18 protein-coding genes are annotated in these 22555 nt (G+C 67.2%); 10 read left to right on the top strand and 8 right to left on the bottom strand.

The features are described 5' to 3' along the window. Positions 1-47: 47 nt before the first annotated feature. Positions 48-416 (bottom strand): hypothetical protein, encoded by a 369-nt coding sequence (locus V7787_RS30015; RefSeq protein WP_336090996.1) that lies wholly within the window; start codon positions 414-416, stop codon positions 48-50. Positions 417-788: 372 nt separating this feature from the next. On the opposite strand from V7787_RS30015, the gene V7787_RS30010 reads away from it, so the two are divergent. From V7787_RS30010 to V7787_RS30000, 3 genes are all read left to right on the top strand, one after another. Then, positions 789-2921: a M13 family metallopeptidase gene (locus V7787_RS30010; protein WP_336090995.1), complete on the top strand. Its 2133-nt coding sequence runs from the start codon at positions 789-791 to the stop codon at positions 2919-2921. Positions 2922-3046: 125 nt separating this feature from the next. Further along, positions 3047-3985, top strand: a complete 939-nt coding sequence (locus V7787_RS30005; protein WP_336090994.1) for a hypothetical protein — start codon at positions 3047-3049, stop codon at positions 3983-3985. A 250-nt stretch (positions 3986-4235) separates the two neighbouring features. Next, positions 4236-4712: a YybH family protein gene (locus V7787_RS30000; protein ID WP_336090992.1), complete on the top strand. Its 477-nt coding sequence runs from the start codon at positions 4236-4238 to the stop codon at positions 4710-4712. 20 nt (positions 4713-4732) lie between these two features. Here the strand turns inward: V7787_RS30000 and V7787_RS29995 are convergent, their stop codons facing one another. Both V7787_RS29995 and V7787_RS29990 read right to left on the bottom strand, forming a co-directional pair. Next, positions 4733-5614, bottom strand: a complete 882-nt coding sequence (locus V7787_RS29995; protein ID WP_336090990.1) for an SDR family oxidoreductase — start codon at positions 5612-5614, stop codon at positions 4733-4735. A 38-nt stretch (positions 5615-5652) separates the two neighbouring features. Then, positions 5653-6309 carry an O-methyltransferase gene (locus V7787_RS29990; RefSeq protein WP_336090988.1) on the bottom strand — a complete coding sequence of 219 codons (657 nt, stop codon included), beginning with the start codon at positions 6307-6309 and terminating at the stop codon, positions 5653-5655. Between the two features lie 299 nt (positions 6310-6608). On the opposite strand from V7787_RS29990, the gene V7787_RS29985 reads away from it, so the two are divergent. From V7787_RS29985 to V7787_RS29960, 6 genes are all read left to right on the top strand, one after another. Next, positions 6609-7241, top strand: coding sequence for a TetR family transcriptional regulator (locus tag V7787_RS29985; protein WP_336090986.1), 633 nt, complete (start codon positions 6609-6611; stop codon positions 7239-7241). Between the two features lie 232 nt (positions 7242-7473). Next, complete coding sequence (locus tag V7787_RS29980; RefSeq protein ID WP_336090984.1) at positions 7474-9192, top strand: LysM peptidoglycan-binding domain-containing protein; 1719 nt, start codon at positions 7474-7476, stop codon at positions 9190-9192. Positions 9193-9535: 343 nt separating this feature from the next. Then, on the top strand, positions 9536-10231 hold the full coding sequence (locus V7787_RS29975) for a response regulator transcription factor (protein WP_336090982.1): 696 nt from the start codon (positions 9536-9538) through the stop codon (positions 10229-10231). Continuing rightward, a complete protein-coding gene (locus V7787_RS29970) occupies positions 10224-11357 on the top strand; it encodes a sensor histidine kinase (protein WP_336090980.1) in 1134 nt (377 codons plus the stop codon). The genes V7787_RS29975 and V7787_RS29970 overlap by 8 nt, the downstream gene beginning before the upstream one ends. Before the next feature lie 38 nt (positions 11358-11395). After that, complete coding sequence (locus V7787_RS29965; RefSeq protein ID WP_336090979.1) at positions 11396-12364, top strand: alpha/beta fold hydrolase; 969 nt, start codon at positions 11396-11398, stop codon at positions 12362-12364. Positions 12365-12429: 65 nt separating this feature from the next. Continuing rightward, entirely contained in the window at positions 12430-13671 is a 1242-nt protein-coding gene (locus V7787_RS29960; protein ID WP_336090978.1) for an alpha/beta hydrolase family protein, read from the top strand. 57 nt (positions 13672-13728) lie between these two features. On the opposite strand, the gene V7787_RS29955 is transcribed toward V7787_RS29960, so the two are convergent. After that, positions 13729-15756: a hypothetical protein gene (locus V7787_RS29955; RefSeq protein WP_336090976.1), complete on the bottom strand. Its 2028-nt coding sequence runs from the start codon at positions 15754-15756 to the stop codon at positions 13729-13731. On the opposite strand from V7787_RS29955, the gene V7787_RS29950 reads away from it, so the two are divergent. Continuing rightward, positions 15740-16102, top strand: coding sequence for a hypothetical protein (locus V7787_RS29950; protein WP_336090975.1), 363 nt, complete (start codon positions 15740-15742; stop codon positions 16100-16102). The two genes, V7787_RS29955 and V7787_RS29950, sit on opposite strands and share 17 nt — an antisense overlap. Positions 16103-16335: 233 nt before the next feature. On the opposite strand, the gene V7787_RS29945 is transcribed toward V7787_RS29950, so the two are convergent. From V7787_RS29945 to V7787_RS29930, 4 genes are all read right to left on the bottom strand, one after another. Beyond that, positions 16336-17103, bottom strand: coding sequence for a hypothetical protein (locus tag V7787_RS29945; protein WP_336090974.1), 768 nt, complete (start codon positions 17101-17103; stop codon positions 16336-16338). A 191-nt stretch (positions 17104-17294) separates the two neighbouring features. Continuing rightward, positions 17295-20237, bottom strand: coding sequence for a winged helix-turn-helix domain-containing protein (locus V7787_RS29940; protein ID WP_336090972.1), 2943 nt, complete (start codon positions 20235-20237; stop codon positions 17295-17297). A gap of 319 nt (positions 20238-20556) precedes the next feature. Continuing rightward, positions 20557-21000 (bottom strand): transposase, encoded by a 444-nt coding sequence (locus V7787_RS29935; RefSeq protein WP_336090970.1) that lies wholly within the window; start codon positions 20998-21000, stop codon positions 20557-20559. A 133-nt stretch (positions 21001-21133) separates the two neighbouring features. Beyond that, positions 21134-22555, bottom strand: a 1422-nt coding sequence (locus V7787_RS29930; RefSeq protein ID WP_336090968.1) for a YadA family autotransporter adhesin, incomplete at its 5' end; no start/stop codon positions are given.

Raw genomic sequence — 22555 nt, 5'->3', positions numbered from 1 at the left:
AGCGAGCCGCGAGCGCGTTCGCGCCTCGGGCGCCCAGCCACGGTCGGCTACGGCTCGGTCCGCGCGGGCGCGATTACCACCGAGGCACCGCGAATGAAGTAATACGGCGGTATACCGGCAACCGCACATTCGTAAGCCTCGCAGTCCGACGGCCTTATCCCGCGATCGTATTCCAGTGTGCCGCGGGCGACGATTTCGACACCGGATTTCAGCCCCGACAAATCGGGGGACGGAGCGAACAGATACACGTGCCCGCGATCGGTCAGGACCAGGCTGGCCAATTTGCCGATGCCGTGACGCCCCTTCAATTCGATCTGGCGGCCGACCTGCGACGCCAACGGTCCTTGCGGCATGTCCTGGCCAAGGGCCGGCGCCGCGGCGAGAAGCAAGATCGGAATCCAGCAACGGTTGCGCATTTGCGGCCCTCCGAAAGCCGACGACCAGACACCGCCCATCGTAGCGTCGGGGTTGGGTAAATCGATCCGCCTGGGCCGGCAAATCCACGAAGGCGCCCGAACCGCATTCAGCCGCGCCGCCGATCGCCGGCCGGTTCACAACGTGCTTCGTCCGGCAGCGGACAGGCGACAAAGACCTAGTGACCTCATGCACTTCCAGGCCCCGGACAGGCTCAAGCACAATGGGCCGTTGTTCGAAGGCCGTCCACGGTCGGCGCATCTCGCCGCCGACCGTCCGCTGGTCACCGGCTAACGCCAGTCGCTTCGCGGCGACGGCCCAAGCCCGGGTGCAAGCATCGGCCACTCCATAAGCCTGCGCTTGAGAAACCCACGATGACCTACCGCCCGAATCTTCTGTCCCTCGGCCTGTCCCTGGCCTTGGCCGCCGGCCTGGCCGCTTGCAGCAAGCCCGCCCCGACCGACACCGCCGCCACGCCCGCGCCGACCGCTGCCGCCCCGGCCGCGGCGCCGATCTCCGGCGTCGACCTGACCGGCCTGGACAAGTCGGTCAAGCCCGGCGACGACTTCGACGCCTTCGCCAACGGCGGCTGGCGCAAGACCTTCGAGATTCCCGCCGACCGCTCCAACTACGGCGCGTTCACCGTGCTGCTGGAAACCGCCGAGAAGCGCAACGCCGAGTTGATCGCGCAGTTGGCCGCCAGCAACCCCGCGCCGGGCAGCGACGCGCGCCGCATCGCCGACTTCCACACCGCGTACCTGGACGAAGCCGGGATCGAGAAGCGCGGCCTGCAGTCGCTGCAACCGCAGCTCGACGCGATCGCCGCGATCGCCGACCGCGCCGGCCTCTCGCGCGTGCTCGGCGCCAGCGTTCGCGCCGACACCGATCCGCTCAACGCCACCAACTTCCACACCGACAACCTGTTCGGCGTGTTCGTGGCCAAGGGCCTGGAAGAGCCGGCCTATGTCGCCACGCTGATGCAAGGCGGCCTGGGCATGCCGGATCGCGAGTATTACCTGTCGACCGAAAAGAACATGGTCGATACGCGCAAGGCCTACGAGACCTACATCGCCGCGCTGTTGAAGCAGGCCGGCATCGCCGACGCCGACACCAAGGCCAAGACGATCCTGGCCCTGGAAACCAAGATCGCCAAGGCGCATGCGCCGGTGATCGATTCGCAGAACGTGCACAAGTCCAACAACCCCTGGGAAACCGCCGCGTTCGCCCAGCGCGCGCCGGGCATCGACTGGCCGGCGTTCTTCACCGCGGCCGGGCTGCAATCGCAGGCCAAGATCGTGGCCTGGCAGCCGGGCGGCATCGCCGGCATCGCCAGCCTGGTCGGCGCCGAACCGCTGCCGGCGTGGAAGGATTATCTGACCTTCCACGCGCTCGACCACTCGGCCTGGAACGAAACCCTGCGCGGCCCGGGCGAATTGCCCAAGGCTTACATCGATCTGGCCTTCGGCTTCCACGGCACCACCCTGGCCGGCACGCCGCAGGCGCGCGAGCGCGGCAAGCGCGCGCTCGACGCCACCAGCGCCGCGCTCGGCGACGCGGTCGGCAAGGTCTATGCCGAGAAGTATTTCCCGGCCTCGTCCAAGGCCCAGGTCGAGGAGATGGTCAACAACATCCTCGCCGCGTTCGACGAACGGGTCGATTCGCTGACCTGGATGACCGCGCAAACCAAGGCCAAGGCGCGCGAGAAAGCCAAGTCGATGCGGGTCAGCGTCGGCTATCCGGAACGCTGGCGCGATTACTCCAAGCTGGAAATCCGTCCCGACGACGCGCTCGGCAATCGCCTGCGCGCGGAGCTGCACGAATACCGGCATCAGATCGGCAAGCTCGGCCAGCCGGTCGACAGCGGCGAATGGTGGATGACCCCGCAGACCGTCAACGCCGTGCAGCTGCCGCTGCAGAACGCGATGAATTTCCCCGCCGCGATCCTCGACAAGCCGTTCTTCGACCCCGCCGCCGACCCGGCCGCCAACTACGGCGCGATCGGCGCGGTGATCGGCCACGAAGTCAGCCACGGCTTCGACGACACCGGCGCGGAGTTCGACGGACAGGGCAAGCTGGCCAACTGGTGGACGCCGGAAGACACCAAGCACTTCGACGAAGCCACCAAGAAGCTCGCCGACCAGTACAGCGCCTACGAGCCGCTACCGGGCCTGCACGTCAACGGCAAGCAGACCTCGGGCGAGAACATCGCCGACGTGTCGGGCCTGACCATCGCCTACATGGCCTACCGCAAATCGCTCGGCGGTAAAGAAGCGCCGGTGATCGACGGCTTGACCGGCGACCAGCGCTTCTTCCTCGCTTACGGCCAAACTTGGCGCAGCAAGATCCGCGACGCCGCCTTGCGTCAACGCCTGCTCACCGACGGCCACGCGCCGGGCGCGCAGCGCGCGCAGACGGTGCGCAACATCGATGCGTGGTACGACGCCTGGGGCGCCAAGCCGGGCGAGAAGCTGTACCTGGCGCCGGCCGATCGCATCAAGATCTGGTAATCCGATCACGGCAACGTCCGCGCGCCGCGCATTGAGCCGCGGCGCGCGGCCGCCCTCATGAATTCGACTAGCGACCGCGCTTTGGCAAAGCGCGGCATCGGAGTCGAATCGACCAAGGAATCTGCATGCAACGCCGCGACCTGCTGCGCCTGTCCGCCCTGACCGCATTGCTCGCCTTCACCGGCCAGCTTCCCGCAGCCGACACGCAATCGCCGACCGACCTGATGCCCGCGTTTTGGCGCGCTTACGACGCCGGTCGCGACGCCGACGACCGGGCGCAAGCGCTGCACGACGCGTTCTTCGTTCCCAATGCCGAGCTGTATGCCGGCGCCGGGCTGAAGCCGACGCTGGAACGACTGAACGGCTGGCTGCCCAAGTTCGACGCCATCGCCGCCGACACCCGGCGCATGAGCGATGAATTCGGCGACCACTACCGCCGCCACAGCGAACACTTCCAGCGCGAGTTCCCCGACTTCCAACGCGAACGCGCGCCGATCTATCTGATGCCCTCGCTGCTGATGTTCGACGGCCATCTGCGGCCGTGGCGCGGCAAACTGCCGCTGTTCGTCGGCATCGACGGAATCGTCCGCTACCACGGCGCCGACGCCAATCTGTCGGTGTTCCTGGATCACGAATCCTTTCACCTCTACCACGGCCAACATCAGCCCGAGTTGGTGATGGACGACACGCCGCCGATCTACGGCTCGCTGTGGATGGAGGGCTTGGCCACCTATGTCAGCGAACGCCTGAACCCCGACGCATCGCGCTTGCGGGTGCTGCTGGACGACCAGAAGCTGGCTGCCGTCGACGACGCGGGCGTGCGGCCACTGGCGGCGAAACTGCTGGCGGTGCTCGACTCGCGCGCCGAAGACGACGCCAACCGCTTCTTCGGCGCCGGCTACAAGGGCCCGGAACCCGCGCGCTCGGGCTATCTGGTCGGCTTGACCGTCGCGCGCGAGATCGGCCGCGAGCGCACGCTGGCGGAACTGGCGAAAATTCCGATGCCGCAGGTGCGCGAGCTGCTGCAACAGCGTTTGCGCGACCTGGCCAACGAGGCGGCTTGATCGATACGCGAGCGGCCGCGCCGAATTCGCCGCGGCCGCTTCGCACGAACCAACGTCTGCGAACTCCGACGTGCGCAGCATCGCGAGCATGTGAGCAAGCCGCGAACAGCTTTCGCCAGCGATGCGGCAAGCAAGCACGCAGCCGGCGCGCTTTGCGCGAGCGCGCCAGTTTCTTTCGCGATCCAGGTACATCGCCGCGCAAACGCCTTCGATAACGTTCGGTCTCCCATCACTTCAGCAAGGACCGAACATGAAGACCCGAACCTGCATGGCCGCCGCGTGCACGATGTTCGCGCTGTCCGCCTCGATTCCGAGCATCGCGTCGGCGCAGCAATCGCTGACCGCGCAGCATCGCCACTGTCAGCGCGAATTCGAACGCACTTCCGAAGCGCTCGGCGACGCCTTCGCCCGCCGCGACCTCACCCGGTTCATGGCCGGCTTCGCCGACGACGCGATCCAGATCAACAGCCTGGGCCAGGTGCTCAACGGCAAACCGGCGATCGAAGCCTTCTACCGCGCGGTGATGGCCAGCAACTACACCTTCAAGCGCACCCTGTTGGCGCAGACGATCAACCAGTGCTCCAGCGCCGTGGTCGTGGACCGGATCGAGTTCACCATTCCCTCCGCCGGCATCACCCTGCACGCGATCGATGTCGCCAACTGGGCGCGCGAACGCGGCCAGTGGCGATTGAGCGCGGATACGACTACGCCCATCGCCAATCCGTAACCGTTGCCCTTGGATGTCGATCAACCGGCGTAATAAGCCGGTTGATCGATGTCGGCGAGCAAGCCCGCCCCCATCGGCGCCCAGCCCAGCACCTCGCGCGTACGCCGGCTGGACACCGCCATATCGCCGCCGGCCATGTGCGCGAACCACTCGAAGTGCTCGCGTTCGCGCGACTGCACCGGCAAGCCCAGTCGGCGGCCGATGGTTTCGGCGATGGCTTTGAACGGCACCGCTTCGTCCGCGACCGCGTGGTAGGCCGTCTGCGTCGCACCATGCTCCAGCGCCAGACGATAGACGCGTGCGGCGTCGCGGCGGTGTACGCCGGACCAGCAGTTCTCGCCGGCGCCGATGTAGGCCGACACGCCGTGCCGGCGCGCGGCGCGGATCAACATCGGGACGAAACCGTAATCGCCGATGCCGTGAACCGAAGGCGCCAGACGCACGGTCGCCACCCGCGCGCCGCGCTCGCGGGCGGCGTTGGCAGCCTGCTCGGATTGGCGCGGGAAGCCCGGCCGCGGTGCCTCGCTCTCGCTCGCGCCGCGGGCCATGCCCGCAAGGCCCGAAGTCACCAGCAGTGGCCGTTGCGAACCCTCCAAGGCCGCGCCCAGGGTTTCGATGGCGCGCCGGTCTTGCTCGGCAGCTTCGGCGAACTTGGAAAAGTCGCCGTTGAATGCCTCGTGATTGAACGCCGTGTGCACCACCGCATCAGCGGACGCGGCGGCGGTGCGCAAGGTATCGAGATCGTCGAGCGTCCCGCGAACGACCTGCGCGCCGGCTGCATACACCGCTTCGGCTTTTTTGTCGGTACGTACCAAGCCCGTCACCGCATGCCCGGCGCGGAGCAATTCATCGACCACGGCCGAGCCGACCCAGCCGGAGGCGCCGGTTACGAATACTTTCATGTCGATCTCCTGCAAGATCTCGATCGGTTGGAGAAGGATCAGCCGAGCCGCATCGCCAACTCGACGTCTTCGGCGAAAGGAACGGACAGATAACCTGAGCCCTGCGAGCGCACCTTGTTCAGATACTCCGGGCTGTAATCGGCGTTGTCGGCGACGATCAGCGCGCCCGGACGCAAGCGCGATTCCACCAGCGCCAGCACTTCGGGATACAAGGCCTTGGCGCCGTCGAGCAGCAGCAGATCGATAGAGTCGGGCAGATCCGAGGCGAGCGTCTGCAGCGCATCTCCTGCGCGAATCTCGACCAGGTCCAGCAAGCCGCCCTCGGCGATGTGCTGCTGCGCGCGCGCCACCTTCGAGGGTTCGAATTCGGTGGTGATGATCCGGCCACCGCCGTTGTCGCGCACGGCCGCGGCCAGGTGCAAGGTCGAAATTCCGAACGAGGTGCCGAATTCGACGATGTTTCGTGCGCCGGTCGCACGCGCCAGCATGTACAGCAGGCGCCCGGTTTCGGGCGAAACCGGCAGCCACAGGTCCTTCAATCGTCCGTACAGATCCAGGTACTCGGTCTTGCTGTGCATCAGACGTTGGCGCTCTTCGCGCGACAACTCGGTCGCGACCGGACTGCCCGCATCGTCGGCCTGCTTGAACAGCCGATCGATCAACGAAGCCAGCGGCGCGGCGGTAAGCGTGTTCATGGTTTTGTCTGCCTTGAGCTAGTGAAATTCGGTGTGGGAAAACAATACGAATAAATCGTCGCGTTTTGTATTCGCATTGGATTCCGCATCGTTATCGCAGCGCGAAACACGCGATTTTCCCGTTGATTTCGGCTGCCTCACGACCGATCCCGCGCGGTCTGCGCACGCATCGATCGGACATTGTTCGCGTTTGCGGCATGCCAACGCCGCTTGCATGAAGCCCGATGCCGGCCGCATCGCGCATGGCGGCGGAAGCGCAGGCCAGGCGCACCGCCGCGGCGAGCCGCTATGATTCGGCCATGACCGATCGCAAGCCCCCCAGAATCTCCTCGCGAAAGCAGCCCAAACAGGCGCGTTCGAATCAACTGGTGGCGGCGATCCTGCAAGCGGCCGCGCAAGTGCTGGCAGCAGAGGGCGCGCAACGGTTCACCACCGCCCGCGTCGCCGAACGCGCCGGCGTCAGCGTCGGCTCGCTGTATCAATACTTCCCCAACAAGGCCGCGATCCTGTTCCGGTTGCAAAGCGACGAATGGCGGCAGACCACCGATCTGCTGAGCGTGATCCTCAAAGATCCCGACAAACCGCCGCAGCAACGGCTGCGCCGCATGGTGCATGCGTTCCTGCAGTCCGAATGCGACGAAGCGCAGATGCGGGTCGCGCTCAGCGACGCCGCGCCGCTGTACCGCGACGCGCCGGAAACCAAGAAGGCGCGGGCCAACGGCGAGCGCACCCTGCAAACCTTCCTCCGCGAAATGCTGCCGGACACCGCCCTGGCCGCGCGCAAACGCGCCGGCGACCTGATCGGCACCACCTTGAGCACCGTCGGCAAACAGTTCTCGGAATCTCCGCGCACCCCGGCGGAAATCAAGGCCTACGCCGACGCCATGTCGGATATGTTCCTGGCCTATATCGAGCGGATCGCGCGGGCCTGAACGCTCGCCTCAGCGGCCGCGCGCCAGCCGACACCAGCGCCGTTCTGACATTTGTCAGCGATTACTGCTTACGCGCACGAAAACCCCGGCTTTTCGCGAGCGCAAACGCCGTCACACAAGCGCGAACCTGGGACCGACGCACGGCTACCTAGGGTGAACGCTAGTTTACGTTCGCGTGACAGTGCTTAGACTGGTCTATCTGCGCCGAGTCCCCGAGCGCACGGAGACCGATGTGAATATCCCCTCGATCGACGGCGGCCCGTACATCCCGCCGCTGGCACCGCAAAACCAAGCCACCACGCATGTGGTGAGCGTCGACACCTCGGTCAACAGCATCGCCGAGCGCTACGGCATCACCCCGCAGGCGCTGCGCGCGGCCAACCCGGAAATCTTCCAGGACAAGGCCCGCCGCGACGAAGCCGCCACCACCGGCGGCGACATGATCTACAACGGCGATGTGCTCAACATTCCGCCGGCGTCGCTGAGCGTCACCGAAGAGCCGATCACCAGCGACTTCAATCCGACCTATCCGTCGTCCACCAGCGAGTTCATCCTGGGCGGGCCGAACGCGGCGGTGACCTGGAATCCGGCCGACGGCACGGTGAAGTATTCCGCCGGCGTGGAAGGCACGCCCGCGTCCTACGACCACCGGCCCACCCCGTTCGGCATTCCCAACGACAAGGCCTCGGGCGCGACGTTCGAAATCAACGTGCGCGCCGATACCGCGCACACCTCCGGCGCCGCGCACAAGAACGGCAACACCGAAGTGACCGTGAGCGAGGCCGAGAGCAGCGTGATGGTCAGCGTCGCGGCCGGCATCGACGGCGGCAAGGGCAAGACCCTGGCCAGCGCCGAACTCGGCGAAGGCGCCGGCTTCCGTTCGCGCTACAAGGTCACCTTCCCGGGCCAGCAGGACTTGGCCAAGTCCGAAGCCGAAGCCAAGAAGATCAACCCGTTCGACCCGACCACCATTCCCAAGGGCGCGAGCGTGTCGCTGGACGGTCAGACCTTCACGCAGACCAAGATGGAAGGCACGTTCCGTTACATCGGCACCGAAACCAACGTCAAGGACGCCAGCGGCACCAGCTTCTCGGTGTCCCGCACCAGCGACACCACCGTGCGCGTGGCGATGGGCCCCAACGAAGCGGTCGAAGCCTTCAACGGCGTCAACGTCGGCATCGACGGCGCCAAGCTGACCCTGGGCCGTCAGGACAACCTGGGCGAATCCAAGGTCCGCACCGCCGACTTCGACATTTCCACCCCGGACGGCCAGGCCGCCTACGCGCATTTCGTCGCGACCGGCGAAGTGGCGCATCAGACCCCGGGCGTCAGCCACGTCGCCACCATCGAGCGGGTGGATTACTCCTCGCAGACCCGCGCCAAGATCGAACTCGGCCCGCTCGGCGCCGACTTCGCCGGCGCGCAGAACACCGGCGTGTGGACCAAGGCGACCCACCCGGACGGTTCCTACTCGATGCAGATGGACCTTCAGTACTCCGGCGGCGTCCCGCTCAGCGTGACCCAGCGTTACGACGCGCAAGGCAACGAAGTGCTGTCGCAACGCACCTACCAGATCAAGGTCAAGCCCGACGAAAACGGCGCGAAGCAATTGAACTGGGCGCTCAGCGGCGGCCGCGCGCAGGAAGGCGAGATCAAGGCCGGCAAGACCACCACGCTGACCTTCAGCGAAGACCAGATGCGCGCGCTGTCCGACCAGACCCGCAGCGCCGCGGACACCTTCGGCGGCACCAACTCGATCTCGGTGCTGGCGTATCACTACGACGGCACGCCGGTGACCAACACCTTGCAGTTCGCGGTCGGACTGGTGCGCGGCCAGGCCGGCGAAACCCAGAACTTCCCCAAGACGCTGCTGGAAATCTCCGACGCGGCCGACGGGGATATCGCGCGGCGCAATTACGAGCAGATCCAGGCTCGGGCCAATAGCGGCTAAAGCCCGCGGGACACCGATAAGACGAAAGGGCCGCGATGCGGCCCTTTTGTTTGGCGGCCGGCGAGTCCTCGCCAGCAGATGCTTAGCGTGTTCGACTATTCGGGCAAGCCACGCGGATCGGCCGAACCACTTCCAGTTGTTGAGATAGAAGTAGTGCGAATGCTGTTCGCCGCCGGGCTCGAACTCGTAGCGACCGCATCGCCCCTGGCCAGGACCGAACTCGCAAAGCAGTTCAAGGCCGCCCGGACGCCCTGCCCCGCCCGCCGCCCCTGCCGTTCGGCCCAGGCCGGGCCCGGACCGTTTCGATATGCTGACGATATGCTCCGACCCGTAGCATCGAAACATGCGCGTGTTGATCATCGAGGACGAACCTTATCTGGCCGAAGCCATCCGCGATGGCCTGCGTCTGGAAGCCATCGCCGCCGACATCGCCGGCGACGGCAACGCCGCGCTGGAGCTGCTGGGCACCAACCGCTACGACGCCGCGGTGCTCGACCGCGACATCCCCGGCCCCTGCGGCGACGACATCGCCAGGAGCATCGTGGCGTCCGGCAGCGGTATGCCGATCCTCATGCTCACCGCCGCCGACCGGCTGGACGATAAGGCTTCCGGGTTCGAGATCGGCGCCGACGACTACCTCACCAAACCGTTCGAGCTGCGCGAACTCGTGCTCAGGCTCAGGGCCGTGCATCGCCGGCGCGGCCACAGCAGGCCGCCGGTGCGGGAGATCGCCGGTCTGTATCTGGACCCGTTCCGCCGTCAGGTCTACCGCGACCGCCGCTATATCGCGCTGACCCGCAAACAGTTCGCCGTGCTCGAAGTGCTGGTCGCAGCCGAAGGCGGCGTGGTCAGCGCGGAAGAACTGCTGGAGCGCGCCTGGGACGAAAACACCAACCCGTTCACCAACTCGGTCCGCATCACGGTCTCGGCCCTGCGCAAACGCCTCGGCGAACCCTGGCTGATCGCCACGGTGCTCGGCGTGGGCTACCGCATCGACACGACGACCGGCAGCGGGCCCGCCGAGGACGGCCATGGATAGGGCGCGCGGCTTGAGCGTGCGCCTCAAGTTCACCCTCAGCTACGCCGGGTTCGCCCTGTTCGCGGGCATGGTGCTGCTGACCGCGACCTGGGTGTTTCTGCTGCGCAACGTGCCCTTCCGCAGGCTCATCCCCAATCTTTCCGACTTGCACCGCGCGTTCGATCCGTACAACTTCGGCCCGTCGGTGTTCGGTGCCGCGGCGGTGGTGGGCTTGGCGTTCCTGTTGATCTTCGGCCTGCTCGGCGGCTGGCTCCTCGCCGGCCGCATGCTCGCGCCGCTGACCCGCATCGGCGAGGCCACGCGCGCGGCCGCGAACGGCTCGCTCTCGCACCGGATCGCGATGAAAGGGCGTCAGGATGAGTTCCGCCAACTCGCCGACAGCTTCGACACCATGCTCGCCCGGTTAGAGGCGCAGGTCGCCGAGCAGCGACGATTCGCCGCCAACGCCTCTCACGAATTGCGCACGCCGCTGGCGATTACCCAAACCCTGCTGGAAGTCGTCCGCAACGACCCCGACTGCGATATCCAGGAACTGGTCGGGCGCCTGCGCACGGTCAACACGCGCGCGATCGACCTCACCGAAGCATTGCTTCTGCTCAGCCGCGCCGACCAACGCGCCTTCGCCCGCGCGCGCGTGGATCTGTCGCTGCTGGCCGAAGAAGCCAGCGAAACCTTGTTGCCGCTCGCGGAAAAGCGCGACATTACCGTCGAGACCTTCGGCGACATCACCCCTACCGTGGGCTCGCACGCCTTGCTGTTGCAGTTGGCGACGAACCTGGTGCACAACGCGATCGTGCACAACCTGCCCGAGCGCGGCGCGGTATGGGTCACCACCAGCGCCTATCCCGAACATGCCATGCTCACCGTGGAAAACACCGGCGAGCCGCTGTCCGCGCAAACCATCGCCACGCTCACCGAGCCGTTCCAGCGCGGCGCCGAACGGATACGCAGCGACCACGCCGGTGTCGGCCTCGGCCTGGCCATCGTCAAAAGCATCGTCCACGCCCACGACGGCACCCTCACCCTGAGCCCGCGCGCCGCCGGCGGACTCCGCGTCACCGTGCAACTGCCCGCCGCTGCGCCGGTCGACGGCAGCAACGCATCGAATCCACTTCAGTCCCACTAACCAATGCCGCTGCGCCGTTGCGGCACGGGAGAACAGGCATGAAACGAAGAGAACTCTTGTGGACCGGCGCTTGCGCCGCTGGATTGCTCGCGCTTCCCGGCTGCCGGCTGACAGGCGGCGGCCGCGAGCGATCGCCGCCGATGGATGCCGCGGCCTTCCATGCGTCGAGGCGTTTGATTCCGACACCCTTCGGCCGGATCGCCTGGGTCGAACGCGGCAGCGGCCCGGCGGCGCTTTTCATCCACGGCTTTCCGTTGAACGGATTCCAATGGCGCGGCGCACTGCAGCGGCTGTCGCCGTATCGGCGTTGTCTGGCGCCGGATCTGATCGGTTTGGGTTATACCGACGCGCCGGATCAACAAGACCTGTCGCCGCAGGCGCAGTCCGACATGCTCGCCGCATTCCTCGACGCGCTGTCGATCGCCAGCGTCGATATCGTCGCCAACGACAGCGGCGGAACCGTCGCCCAGTTGTTCGTGGTGCAGCATCCCGCCCGGGTTCGCACCCTGATCCTCACCAACTGCGAGGTGCACGAGAACAGCCCGCCGCCGCAGATGCGCAACTCGATCCAGAAAGCCCGCGACGGCGTCTACGATCAGAAGATGGCGCGCCATCTCGAAGATCGCGAGTACGCACGCTCGCCGCAAGGCATCGGCGGTTCGGCCTACATGAACCCCGCCAGCTTCAGCGACGAATCCATCGATTATTACTTCACCCCGTTGCTGGCCTCGCCGCTGCGCAGAGCGCAGTTGAATCGCCACCTGGCGGCGTTCGAACCCAACCCGCTGATCGCCATCGAACCCGCGCTCAAGCGCTGCGCCACGCCGACGCGCATGCTGTGGGGCACGGCCGATCCGCTGTTTCCGATGATCTGGGCCGAATGGCTCGACCGGACGCTGCCGCAATCCCGCGGCGTGCGCCGGGTGGAGGACGGCAGGCTGTTCTGGCCGGAGGAGTTGCCCGATCTGCTTGCCGAAGAAGCGCGTGCGTTGTGGGGCGTCGGATGAGCGCGATGCCGACCGGGCCGCGGGCCTGTTGCGAAGTTGCACCGCCAGACAACTCAGGAGCGAGCATGAGCGATATCCACGCGCCAACCGACAAGCACGTTTGCGGGCCGGCGCAAAGATCGGCCGCGCAGAGCGCCAAGCGTCGGTCGAGCCCGGGCGGGTTCGCCAAAATCGCCTTCGCTGTCGGGATCATGGCGTTGTGGTCGATGTCGGGCATGGGTGCGGCGGCCGCCGAGCAAGCCACGCCGGTGTGGAGCGCTTCGCCTTCGACCCGGATCGTCGCCGAGAACAAGACCTTCCGCAGCGGCGATGCGACGCTGAGCGGGACGCTGTATTTGCCCAGCGGCGGACGCGCCCTGGGCGCCGTCGTGATCACCCACACCGCTTCCAAACCGCTGCGCGACGCGTTGCTGTACGACCACCTCAAGCAAATGCTGCCGCCGCTCGGCATCGCCGTGCTCGCCTACGACCGGCGCGGCAGCGGCCAATCCGGTGGCCGCTTGGGCGACAGCGACTACGCCATGCTCGCCGACGACGCGATCGCGGCGGTGCGGATGCTCAAGGCCGACACCCGGCTGGACCCGCGGCGGATCGGCATCTGGGGCCTGAGCCAGGGCGGCTGGCTGGCGCTGCTGGCGGCCTCGCGCAGTAACGAGGTGGGTTTCGTCGTCTCCATCGCCGCGCCGCTGGTGACGCCGGATGTGCAGATGATGTTCCGCTCCGAGAACAGCCTGCGGATCAACGGCTACCCCGAAGAGCAGATCCAGCGAATGCGCGCGGCGCGGCAGGCGTTCGACGATTACATGCGCGGAACCGGCGACCGCGCGGTGGCGCAGCAGCGGATCGATGAAATCAAGGCCGAGCCGTGGTTCGACCAGTTGTACATGAGCCGCACCGTGGGCGACCGCGCCACCTCGCGCTGGCGCAAGGAGATCGAATACGACCCGTTGCCCACGCTCGACCGGGTCCGGGTGCCGTCGTTGATCCTGTTCGGCAGCGCCGATCCGGTGGTGCCGGTCGCGACCTCGGTGGCGCGGATCGCCGCACGGCCGCGGCCGAACGTGGCGATGCGGGTGATCGCCGGCGCCGACCACCATATGGCGACCTCGATGGCGCCCAAGGCGCAGATGGACCCAACCCAGACCGAACGGGTGCGGGCGGAAGCACCGGAGTACTTTGCGGTGCTGACCGCTTGGCTGGACGCACAAAAGATCACGCGCGCCGGGTTTTCCCAACCGGCCGCCGGCGCGCGTGGCGGCGCCAAGGCGACGAAAGCAACATCGACGCCGGGCAAGCCGGCACCGTAACCGCTTTCGATAACGGAAGTCGCCGGCAGTAACCTCGCGCAACGCTTTGCGCACACGCTAACCGCCGATGCCTCCGCCGCCTTTGCGCAAGACGATACCGATCGCGCGGCCCGCCGATTCTTGCGAATCCGGCGGGAACGCCAAAGGCGCCAGGCCTGAGCGGTCGCGCACGCGCGGCCGCGCGTCCAGCAGGTTCGTCGCTTCCAGGTGAATCGACACGCCTTCCAGCCAAGGGTATTTGGAGATCAGCCCGATGCGTTGATCCAGGTTGGCGAACAGCCTGAGGTCCAAGGTCGTGTACGGCGAGAATCGCAGCTCGCCGGAACCCGCGGTCGCTACCCGGGTTGCGCTGCGCCAGTGCGTCGACAGGACCGCTCCGCGTCCGTTGTCGTAGTAGCCCATACGCGCCTCCAGGTCGTGGCGCGGCCGGCCGCCGCTGTGGCCGACGGCGTCGCCGCGCAGATAGTCGAGTGTCAGGCCGTCGCGGACGGTGGCCCTGTCGGTCAGCGCGATGGTATCGGTCAACGAGAACCAGACCCGGCCGCCGTCGCTCGGCGAAAACAGCGTGCGCACCGGTTGCGGCCCGTTTGCGATCTGCATCGGCGCCGGCATCGCATCCTCTGCGGGCGCATCCTCTTCGGCCTCGGCGCCCAGGCGCACGGAAACGTCGAAGCCCAGACGAAGCAGATCGCGCCGGGCGCTGGCGAAGTTGACCGGCCTAAAGTCGGCGGCGATCAGCGCTCCGCCCGCATCGCGGACGAATCGCTCGGGGAACGCGGCTTCGAACACCGGGGCCGATGCGGTGAGGTCGGATATGGGGTTGCTCAGCCGCGCGCGGACGTAATCGGCGCGGAGCCTGAAATCGCTGTCTTGCAGCGGTTTCCAGTTCGCGCCGAACTTCACCACGTTGCGGCGATCGGCTTGCAGGTGCGGGTTGCCTCCGCTGACCACCGTCGCCGTCAGCGACTGACCGCTGGTGAAATCCAGCAGCCGAACGCCGGAAGTTTCCAACGCGGGCTCGCCGAGTTGCTGCAAGGTCGGCGCGGCTTGTTCTCTGGTCCAACTGGCGATCAAGTCCAGACGCGGCACGGGCGACCAATACAGGCCCGCGCCGATGGCCTTCAGCGTTCCGAAGTCGGACAAGCGCTGAACCTGGGCGTTGCCGTTGAACGCCAGATTGCCTAGCGACGCGAAACCGCTGCCGCGACGGGAAACGGGCAGATCGAAGCTGACCGAAACATCGCCGCTGTCGCGCCCGAGCGAGCGGCCGCTGCTGACACCGCCTCGATGGCGATCGCTGTCCAGGCGCAGCGTTTTCGCACCGGCGCCGATCGCGACCGTCGCCTCGCCGGCCGCGACCGGGAACAAGGGCCCATTCGCCGTCGCATCGACATCGCCGGACCGCAGCCTGCTCCGCGCGCGGTCGCCGCCGCGGCGACCGCTGGCGTCGTTGTCGATTCTGTCGCGCGAAGCATCGGCGTTCGCAACGACGGACCAATACCAGCGTCCCGCATTCGCGTCCAAGACCACGCCAGCATGGACTTCGTCCTGGGTCGTTTTACGAATCGAACGCTGCGCAGGCGCTTGCTCGAAGTCGCCGCGCGCGCGTCCATCGCTATGGCCGACCTCCAGATTGCCGGTCGCCCCGACCGCATCGATTCGGCGGTGGAGGGTGAAACCTGCCCTGGCCTCGCGCCGCGTTCCCGACAATGCGCCCGCAACCGGGTCGGCGCCCACGCCTTCCTTGGGCGATAGCCGCTCGGTCGGAATGCCAACACCACTCCCGCTGCCGCTTTCGGCGCGCACATTGATGCTGGTGCGGGCGTCATCGTCGATGGTCAAGCCGGTGGCATCGGCGGCCCCGCCCGAATAGCCGCGGTCGCCCGCGACGGTGCCGCGCAGTTGCCCCGCCGTCGAACGGAAATCGGGCTTGAGCACCAGATTCACCACGCGCTGGTCGGCGCGATAGCCATAGGCGAGCGCGGCCTCCTCGGGCAGAACTTCCAGGCGGCTGATCGCGTCGATGGGGATGTCGCGGATCTCCCGATAACTCGAGGTCCGTCGGCCGTTGAGCAACATCGCCACGGCTTCGCCACCGCGTCCGCGCGCGCTGCCCAGTTGCGGCGACAAGGTTTCGATCAGCGCATCGATATCGGCCGCGCCGGTCGCCCGCAGGGCTTGCCGGCTCAGTACGGTCTCAGGCCGGATCGGCCCGATCGTCGCGCCGGTACGATCACTGGCGACCACGACCGCATCGAGCACCGTCGGCGCTGCCCCGCCGTCGCGCATCGGCGGATCCGAGCGCGTCGAAGCGGCCGAAGGCGCGGTCCCGCGCGCTTGCATCGCGGCATCTTGCGCGCCGGCGATGGCCGGCAGCATCGACAGGGCGCAGCCCGCGAGGAGAATGGATTTCATGCCGATACGCGCCTGACTGTGGGAACACACAGCCATTCAAGCGGGCGCGATGTTGCCGGGGCGGATGCGTTTTTCGATACCTCGGCGATATGCGCGGCTCACGGCCCGGCGGCAGCGTCCGGCCGCGGGCATGTGCTCCGGGCGATGCCGTCGGGCCCCGGTTTTTCCCGGGACCCGACGTCACCACCGAAAGCAAGCGCAAATCCCGAGGCTTGGGCCAAACCCTCGTGGCTTACGAACAGAAAAGCATCACGGACAAATCGGATTGCACACCGGCTCGATTTCCGCGTAGTAGCTCTCGGTAACCGGAGTGAAGGTCACCGGATAGTTCGGCGCGGCCGCGTCGTAGTTGCTCACGCCGTACCAGATCTTGCGGGCGCTGTTCGGATTCTTGATCTTCACGCCCTGGGCCGATGCCGTCGCCAGCACCGCGCCGGTCGACAGGCTGGTGAGCGTGGCCGTGACCGAGCACAGCGGGCGCAGCCCACGGCCGCACGAGGTGATCACCGAGATCCGCACGTTGCCGCTGGCGAGCAGCGATTTGGCGACGTTCTTGCACGCGACCATGCCCGAGGTCGGTCCGTAGGGATCGCCCCAGCTGTAAGCGAAGATGCCGAACTGGCGGTTGCTGGAGTCCGCGCCGACGCAGGTCGGGTGGTACGGAGGGTGCGCCGATCCCAGCACGATGCCGATGCCGCCGCCGGTCGCGTTGGCGGTGAACTGCCCCGACGAAGTGAACGCCTGATCGCCCGACATCGTGCTGACGTAGACGTTTTCGATGCCGGCCTGCAGCAGGTCGGACGCGGAGACGTCCACTACCACGTCCTGATCTTCATACAGCGCGCGCGCCGGCTTGTTCCAGGACTGCTGGGCCAACTGCGAGGCGCCGCAGACCGGCGTGCAGAATGCGGGGTTCAACGTAAACGCCGGCGTCGCGGCCGATGCGGTGGCGCCGGACAATTGGATCAGTCCGATCGCCGCCAGCAGGGCCATACCGGTTGCCGAAAACCATTTCATGGTGCTTGCTCCTGTCATGGAATCACGCGGTGGGCGCCCGGCTGCGGATGCAGCGGGCGTGCCAGTACTCGCGGAAACCATGAACTTCGGATCATCGGACGTTTGGCCCCGTTCCGGCGCGATCCGGCGCGCGCACCGGAGCTACGAGATTGCGGCCTTTCGGCGTCTGAGAGCCTTGAGCGGCAAAGCGTTTAGGGTCGCGCCACTGCGACGGCCTCGGCCAGATCGCGCCCTCGATCGCCCGAGTAGGCGGCAGCGCGCGGCCCCGTCGCTTTCGAATCCAGCCATCCCGCACCGGCGCCGCGCATGCCCGTGCGCGCCATCATCGCTTCGCGTTCGGCGGCGCTGCAATCGTTCTGCATCACCCCCGGGGGCAACAAGCGATGGACTTGCAGCTCCATCGCCACATCGCCCAATCGGCGCGCTTGATCGTGCAACTGGGAGCCGATGCCGCCGGCCGCCGCCATATCGCCCCGTTCGCGCGCGTCCCAGGCCTCGACCAACGCCACCCGGCTGAGCAGCGACCAGGCATCGCCCGGCGCGAGCTTTCTGGCTTCGGCCGCATGCAAGCGAGCCTGCGCCCAGTCGCCCTGGGTCGCCGCGCTTTCGGCCTGCCCGACCCGCACCGCGGCGATCAGCATCGTGTAGCCGCTCGGCTGCAGTTCGGGCAGCACCTGCGCGTGGATGCGGTCGGCGCGCGCGGTGTCGCCCAGACGCAGCCAGACCGCGGCGACGCCGATCAGATGCGTCCACTTGCCCGACGCCCCGGTCACCCGCACCTTCTCCACTTGATCCAGCAAAGCCGCAGCGCGTTCGCGGTCGCCGGCCAACAGTTCGACCCGGCTCTGGGCGAGCATCGCCGTGGAACCGGCGAACCGGTAGTTCGCCTTGGCGCAGCTGTCCAGGTACTTGCGCGCCTCGGCGATACGGCCCAACGAGGTCAGCACATCGCCGCGAACGCAGCCGAGGGTTTTCTTCATCCCGCCATCGGCCTGGCCGGGCGAATTGGATTGCAGCTTATCGGCCACGTCCAAAGCGGCGAGCGCCTCTTTGTAGCGTCCGCGGATCGCCGCCAGCTTGGCCACGTTCGATCCGTACATGTACACCGCGCCGGTTTGCAGGTCGCTATCGCGCAGGCGGGCGATGCTCGCGTCGGCGTCGGCGAATCGCCCGGTCTGGATCAGATCGTTCAACATGATGATGTTGAGTTGTCTCATCGAGCGCACGTCGCTGATGGTTTCCGACACCGCGTAGGCCTGTTGATACTTGGCCCGCTGGCCGGCCACGTCGCCCATGCCGCCCAAACGGGTCGCGCTCGCCATCAACGCCATGACTTCCAGGCGCCAATAGCCGCCGGCGCGCGCGCGCGCCAACAGCTCGCCCATCTCGGCATCGCTGCCCTGCCCGGGCAGCGCGGTCGACTGGGCGAGAAAACGCGAATGCAGCGCCCGGGTCGAGTTGCCCGCCTGCTCGTAGAGCTCGGCCGCTTTCAAGTACCAGGGCGAGGTGCCGCGTTCGGGATGCTGATAGGTGTCGGCGATCGCCAAGTTCATCATCGCGTCGGCCCGTTCGATCGTCCAACCCGGACCGAGATCGCGGGTGATCTTCTCGATTTTCGTCGCTATCGCCCGCGAACGCCCCACATCGCCCATCATCCGATACGCATCGGCGCTCAGTTGCTGCCTGGCGATGCGCACGCTGGCCGCCTCGTGCGTGTTGGGCATCGCCGCCAATCGCTCCAGCGCGTCCTTCGGCCGGCCCACCGCCAGCAACAAGTAGACATGCGCGAGCCGATAGGCGGCTTTGTTCGGATAGCGTTCGATCAGCGCGGAGTAGGACTCCAATGCATTCTTCTCGCTGAAGGGATCGATCGCCAGGCGCTGGGCCTGCAATTGCGCCTCCACGCTGTCGGGCACCGGCGACAGCAACCGCACCGCGGCCTGCATCTGCTCGTTGGCGGCGGCGGAGTTGTACAAGTTGGCTTGCGCGTCGGCGAGTTGAAAACGCATCAGGCCGAAACGCGGCGCCATGCCGACCACCTCGCCGCCGATCTTCGCCACCGCCATCCAGTCGCGCTGGCGATAGGCCTCGGCGGCCTTGGCATAGCGCTCGGCCGCGGCGGCGCTGAGTTCCAGCGCCGGCCAAGGCTGTTTGTGCTCCGGCAGCAGCCGGCCCACGATCTGCCGCGACAGCGAATCCACCAGCGCGGGCGCTTCGGCCACCGCGCCAGTGGCTTGGAAACGTTCTTCTTTGCCGTCGCGCAGCAGGCGCGCATACACCCCGATACGCCCGGAATCGTCCGGCAATCGCTCCGACGACAAGAACACCACATCCACCGAGGCGGCGCCGCCGCCGGCCGCCAGATCGCTCTCGGTGACCAGATTCACTTCCGGCAGGCTGTCCAACTTCCACGACAGCCATTGTTCGAACAGCGTCGCCGCCCACGCGGTAGAGGATTGCGCCTCGCCCGTCGCCACGACCGCCACCGATCGCCCCGCACTGCCGGCCGCGGCTTTCCAAGGCTGCCCGATCAGCAGCGCGACGACGATGCAGACGAACGCGAGCGCGGCGGCGGCGACGCCAATCAGGTAGCGGCGCTTGCGCCGATTCACGGCCGGCGACACCAGCGGGTCGGGCCGCGCGATCTCGCGCACGTCCGCGTCGAGGTCCGCACGCTCCAGCGCCACCGGAACCGCGCGCGGATCCAGCGACTCCAAGGGCATCGCGACCGCGACCGGCATCTCGATAGCGACCGCTACGCTGTCGACGACTGCGGCGGCCGGCGCGGGCAGCTGTTGAAACCACTGCAACGGCCCAGGCGGTTCGAACACGTAACCGCTCTTGGCAACCGTGCGGATCCAACCCTTGCGCGTCTCGCCCAGCGCTTTGCGCAGCAACCAGACGTTCTGCGACAGGTTGGTGTCTTCGACGATGGTCCCGGACCACAACCGCTCGAACAGTTCCGAGCGGGTGTGCAGCTTGCTCGGCTCGCTGAGCAGCAGCAGAAACAGATCGAACACGCGTTGCGGCACTTCCACGCTTTGCTCGGGCCCGATCAGCCGACGGAAGCGCAAGTCGACGACCAAGTCGTCGATCTGCAAATAACGGGAATCGGCAGGCCACGGAGTCGTCATCGGATTCACCTTGCTGGCGCGGCGGCTTGTTACCAGATCGGCGCAGCGAAAACTCCGCGCTGCGTTGCGATTCGACCTTGACTCTCCCTTTCTCACCCCAGGCCAGCTGGGCTGGCGGCGTCATCATGCGTCCGCTCTCGGTCCCAGGCAAGCGCCTGCCGTCCGGCGGAGACAAAAAAAGAGCGCCGGATCGGCGAGCGATCCGGCGCATAACGAACTAGCCCGGCCCATGGGGGGATAGGAGCAGGCCAGGCTGGGTCGGAAGACGGCGTGGGGTTTGCCGGGCGACCGCAAATAGATACGGCGCGGCCCGCGCGGCTCAATCGGCTTGCGCGCCCAGCCAACGCTTGGCGATCTCGATATCCATTTCGTTCGCCTCGCCGGCCTGGGGCGCGGCATCGGCCGACCCGACCCGCTTGCGCCGCCAGAAATTGTTGGCGCGGTAGCGCTCGGCGCGGTCGCGCAAGCTGCGCGCGATCGCGGTCTCCAAGCCCAGGGCGCGCTCTACCGCAATCCAGTGCTCGTCCTGGACCCAACGCAGGAAGCGCACGTAGATCGCCCGCCAGGAACCGTAGCTGCGCGGAATGCTGGTCCAGGGCGCGTTGTTTTCCACCACCCACAACACCGCTTCGATGAAGGCGCGGTAGTCGCCGGTGTTGTTGACGATCCGGGCCTGATACTGGCGCGGAAGATGGGACGCGACGATCAGCCACTGCTCATCGCAGAGCAAATGCGGTCGCGGTTCGATCCGGTGCGGGCTCATTCGAAATACCCCGATGGCGATTCGTTTTGGCCGAAAGAAGACGCGGCCGATCCGGCCGCGTCGCATGGGTTTCAAATCGGAACGGCCGGTCTGCCGCGCCAACTCGCGCGGCAGACCGGACCGTCGCGCCCGATCAGTCGCCGAACACGCCGCTCACGCCGACGTAAGCGCCGACGCCATCGCGGTTGCTCGATGCACCGCCTTCCAGGCTCCAACGTCCATCGTCGGAGGTGTGGCGCAAGCTGACACCGAACGCGGCCTCGCTCTTGTACGCGCCGAAACCGGCGTAGTACGTCGTGCGGCCGGCCACGTAGGGCGCGGGCTTGATTGCGATCGCGGTGGCGATGCCCGAGTGCATGTCGCGCTCCACCCGGCGCACATCGCCGCTGAGCTTCCACACATCGTTGCGCACCGCGGTCACCTGGCCATCGGTGTAGCTGTTGGCCTGGACCACCGCGTCGGCGACGCCCGATTGCAGCTGGGCGACGTTGACCGCGTCGGTCGGCGCCTTGCCGGCGGCGACGTTGTGCAGCGTGGTCTGGCCGGTGCCGTTGGGGTTGAAGGTCAGGCTGTTGGTGTTGACGCTGCCGTCGGCGTTCTTGTCGTACTGCAGACCACCGTTGCTGTAGCCCTTCAACTGAGCGACGTTGACCGCGTCGGTGTCGGCGGTGCCGGCGGCGACGTTGGTGACCCGACGCTCGTTGCCGGCCGAACCCACCGACACCGTGTTGGCCTGATCGGCCACCGAGCTGCTGCCCAACGCGACCGCGTTGTTGGCCGTAGCGTTGGCGCCGTTGCCCAGTGCGGTGCTGCCGGTGCCCGAGGCGTTGGCGCCAGCACCGCCCGCGGCGGCGTTGGTGCCGGTCGCGGTCGGCGCGGCGGTGTTGTCCTGGCTGACCTGGAACAAACCCGCCGAACCGTTCTTGACGCTGTTGACGTCGCCTTCGACCGTGGTGATGCGGTTGTCGTACTGGGCGACGTTGCCGGCGACCTGATTGACGCGCGCATCGGTGTAGCTGTTGGCCTGGGTCACCGCCTGATCGACCGCCTGATTTACGCCGGTCTGCAACTGCGCCACGTTGACCGCATCGTCGCCGGCCGAACCGGCGGCGACACCGCCGATGGTGCGGCCGCCGACCTGCACTTGCCCGGTCGAGCTGCTGCTGCCGACGAAGGCCGCGTTGTAACCGCTCTGCGCACCGACCGTGGTCGCCGAACCGGCACCGATCGCCACCGAGTTGGCGTGACCGGCGACCGAATCGCGGCCCAGCGCCACGGCGTTCTCGGCCGAGGCGGTGGCGTTGTAGCCCACCGCGCTGGAACCCACGCCCTGAGCGTGCGCATCGGCTTCGGCCAAACCAGTTTCGTTGCTGCGCGCATAACGCAGACCGCGACCGTTCTGAGCCACATAGGCTGCATCGTTCTGGCCGGCGACGGCGTACAACTGCGCGCCGTTGACCGCATCGGTGGATGTGGCCGAGACCTCGCCCTGCGCCAGGTTGGTCAGCTTGCTGCCACCGGTGACGCCACCGTCGGTGCTGGTGGGACCGGCCAG

It is taken from the genome of Pseudomonas sp. CGJS7, assembly GCF_036961695.1.
Note: the sequence above shows the minus strand (reverse complement) of the source record. Positions and strands in the feature narration are given on the sequence as shown.

What these genes read in the sequence shown, in the direction of transcription:
- V7787_RS30015 (WP_336090996.1), bottom strand. Translation starts at nt 416, where the DNA reads ATGCGCAACCGTTGCTGGATTCCGATCTTGCTTCTCGCCGCGGCGCCG.
- V7787_RS30010 (WP_336090995.1), top strand. Translation starts at nt 789, where the DNA reads ATGACCTACCGCCCGAATCTTCTGTCCCTCGGCCTGTCCCTGGCCTTG.
- V7787_RS30005 (WP_336090994.1), top strand. Translation starts at nt 3,047, where the DNA reads ATGCAACGCCGCGACCTGCTGCGCCTGTCCGCCCTGACCGCATTGCTC.
- V7787_RS30000 (WP_336090992.1), top strand. Translation starts at nt 4,236, where the DNA reads ATGAAGACCCGAACCTGCATGGCCGCCGCGTGCACGATGTTCGCGCTG.
- V7787_RS29995 (WP_336090990.1), bottom strand. Translation starts at nt 5,614, where the DNA reads ATGAAAGTATTCGTAACCGGCGCCTCCGGCTGGGTCGGCTCGGCCGTG.
- V7787_RS29990 (WP_336090988.1), bottom strand. Translation starts at nt 6,309, where the DNA reads ATGAACACGCTTACCGCCGCGCCGCTGGCTTCGTTGATCGATCGGCTG.
- V7787_RS29985 (WP_336090986.1), top strand. Translation starts at nt 6,609, where the DNA reads ATGACCGATCGCAAGCCCCCCAGAATCTCCTCGCGAAAGCAGCCCAAA.
- V7787_RS29975 (WP_336090982.1), top strand. Translation starts at nt 9,536, where the DNA reads ATGCGCGTGTTGATCATCGAGGACGAACCTTATCTGGCCGAAGCCATC.
- V7787_RS29970 (WP_336090980.1), top strand. Translation starts at nt 10,224, where the DNA reads ATGGATAGGGCGCGCGGCTTGAGCGTGCGCCTCAAGTTCACCCTCAGC.
- V7787_RS29965 (WP_336090979.1), top strand. Translation starts at nt 11,396, where the DNA reads ATGAAACGAAGAGAACTCTTGTGGACCGGCGCTTGCGCCGCTGGATTG.
- V7787_RS29960 (WP_336090978.1), top strand. Translation starts at nt 12,430, where the DNA reads ATGAGCGATATCCACGCGCCAACCGACAAGCACGTTTGCGGGCCGGCG.
- V7787_RS29945 (WP_336090974.1), bottom strand. Translation starts at nt 17,103, where the DNA reads ATGAAATGGTTTTCGGCAACCGGTATGGCCCTGCTGGCGGCGATCGGA.
- V7787_RS29940 (WP_336090972.1), bottom strand. Translation starts at nt 20,237, where the DNA reads ATGACGACTCCGTGGCCTGCCGATTCCCGTTATTTGCAGATCGACGAC.
- V7787_RS29935 (WP_336090970.1), bottom strand. Translation starts at nt 21,000, where the DNA reads ATGAGCCCGCACCGGATCGAACCGCGACCGCATTTGCTCTGCGATGAG.